General features: G+C 44.2%; 1 rRNA gene. It reads right to left on the bottom strand.

Annotation, left to right across the window (positions count from 1 at the left end):
- Positions 1–93: 93 nt before the first annotated feature.
- Positions 94–1,602: ribosomal RNA gene (locus AVBRAN12654_RS09245) — 16S ribosomal RNA — on the bottom strand.
- Positions 1,603–1,768: the final 166 nt, after the last annotated feature.

The following is a 1,768-nucleotide window of genomic DNA, read 5'->3' as shown; positions in this document are numbered from 1 at the left end:
TCATTTCAACCTTTGATATCCAAACAAGCTCTCAAGAGCTCTTGAAATATTTATTATTACTCTTTAGTGTGAGTTAAAGAGTATGTACTCTAGAAAGGAGGTGATCCAACCGCAGGTTCTCCTACGGTTACCTTGTTACGACTTCACCCCAGTCGCTGATTTTGCTGTGGGCGGTAACTAGTTTAGTATTCCGACTTAAAGCACAATCAACTCCCATGGTGTGACGGGCGGTGAGTACAAGACCCGGGAACGTATTCACCGTAACATAGCTGATTTACGATTACTAGCGATTCCGGCTTCATGCTCTCGAGTTGCAGAGAACAATCCGAACTAAGACATATTTTATAGATTTGCTCCACCTCGCGGTATTGCTTCTCATTGTATATGCCATTGTAGCACGTGTGTAGCCCTGGGCATAAGGGCCATGATGACTTGACGTCGTCCACACCTTCCTCCTCCTTGCGAAGGCAGTCTATTTAGAGTGCTCAGCCGAACTGTTAGCAACTAAATACGTGGGTTGCGCTCGTTGCGGGACTTAACCCAACATCTCACGACACGAGCTGACGACAGCCGTGCAGCACCTGTCTCTAAGTTCTAGCAAGCTAGCACCCTCGTATCTCTACAAGGTTCTTAGGATATCAAGCCCAGGTAAGGTTCTTCGCGTATCTTCGAATTAAACCACATGCTCCACCGCTTGTGCGGGTCCCCGTCTATTCCTTTGAGTTTTAATCTTGCGACCGTACTCCCCAGGCGGTATGCTTAATCCGTTAGGTGCATTACTGAAATGACTAGCATTCCAACAACTAGCATACATCGTTTAGGGCGTGGACTACCAGGGTATCTAATCCTGTTTGCTCCCCACGCTTTCGCGCCTTAGCGTCAGTTAAGTTCTAGCAGATCGCTTTCGCAATTGGCATTCTTAGTAATATCTACGGATTTTACCCCTACACTACTAATTCCATCTGCCTCTCCCTTACTCTAGAATAGCAGTTTTGAATGCAGTTTAATGGTTAAGCCATTAGATTTCACATCCAACTTACTACTCCGCCTACGCGCCCTTTACGCCCAGTGATTCCGAGTAACGCTTGCACCCTCCGTATTACCGCGGCTGCTGGCACGGAGTTAGCCGGTGCTTATTCTTACAATACAGTCAGTATTCTTCTTGTAAAAAAGGAGTTTACGCTCCGAAAAGTGTCATCCTCCACGCGGCGTTGCTGCTTCAGGGTTTCCCCCATTGAGCAATATTCCCCACTGCTGCCTCCCGTAGGAGTCTGGACCGTGTCTCAGTTCCAGTGTGTCTGATCATCCTCTAAGACCAGATATGCGTCATAGCCTTGGTAAGCCATTACCTTACCAACTAGCTGATACAATATAGCCCTATCCCTTACCGAAAAACTTTCCCACCCTAACTTATGTTAGAGCGGAGTATAGAGTATTAGCACTCATTTCTAAGTGTTGTCCTCTTGTAAGGGGCAAGTTAGCTATACATTACTCACCCGTGCGCCACTAATCCGTCTAGCAAGCTAGACTTCATCGTTCGACTTGCATGTGTTAGGCACGCCGCCAGCGTTCACTCTGAGCCAGGATCAAACTCTCCATAATTTAAATGATTATTTTTTAATTATGAAAAATTAAAAAATAAATAAAATAATGAAGTGAATGATTTAAAACTTATATATAAGAAAGTTTTAAATGGCTCTTGATCACTTGTTTAGATATCAAAGATTGACGTTGAAATAATTGATATATTTAAAATTAACAATAAAAC

The sequence above is a fragment of the Campylobacter sp. RM12654 genome, from assembly GCF_020137585.1.
In the GTDB taxonomy this organism is placed as follows: Bacteria; Campylobacterota; Campylobacteria; order Campylobacterales; family Campylobacteraceae; genus Campylobacter_E.
This window is presented reverse-complemented; position numbering and strand designations above follow the sequence as displayed.